This window comes from Micromonospora sp. DT47 (genome assembly GCF_049844475.1).
Classification (GTDB): domain Bacteria; phylum Actinomycetota; class Actinomycetes; order Mycobacteriales; family Micromonosporaceae; genus Micromonospora.
The window spans coordinates 1-379 of the sequence record NZ_JBNCLC010000078.1 but is presented as its reverse complement, the minus strand read 5'-3'; the positions used below and the strand labels follow the sequence as shown (position 1 = coordinate 379).

The window sequence follows — 379 nt, the reverse complement described above, 5'->3', positions numbered from 1 at the left end:
TGCCCGGCTCCAGGTCCTTGTACACCTGGAAGAAGTGTTGGATCTCCAGCTTGTGGAAGTGTTCCAGATCCGTGATGTCGCCCAGGTACGCGAGGCGGGGGTCAGCCGCGGGCACGCACAGCACCTTCGGGTCGGGCCCCTTCTCGTCTCGCATGCGGAACATGCCGATGGCCCGGCATCGGATGAGGCAGCCGGGAAAGGTCGGTTCCTGGACCAGTACCAGCGCGTCGAGGGGGTCGGTGTCTTCGCCGAGGGTGTCTTCGATGAAACCGTAGTCGGCCGGGTACTGAGTCGCGGTGAACAGGGTGCGGTCCAGCCGGATCCGACCGGTCTGGCGATCCATCTCGTACTTGTTGCGCGTTCCCCTGGGGACCTCGAT

Annotated in this window: 1 protein-coding gene; it reads right to left on the bottom strand. The window is 64.4% G+C overall.

Annotation, left to right across the window (positions count from 1 at the left end; genetic code table 11):
* The coding region (locus ACLQ2U_RS32220; RefSeq protein ID WP_425754649.1) for an inorganic diphosphatase at window positions 1-379 on the bottom strand (379 nt) is incomplete at both ends.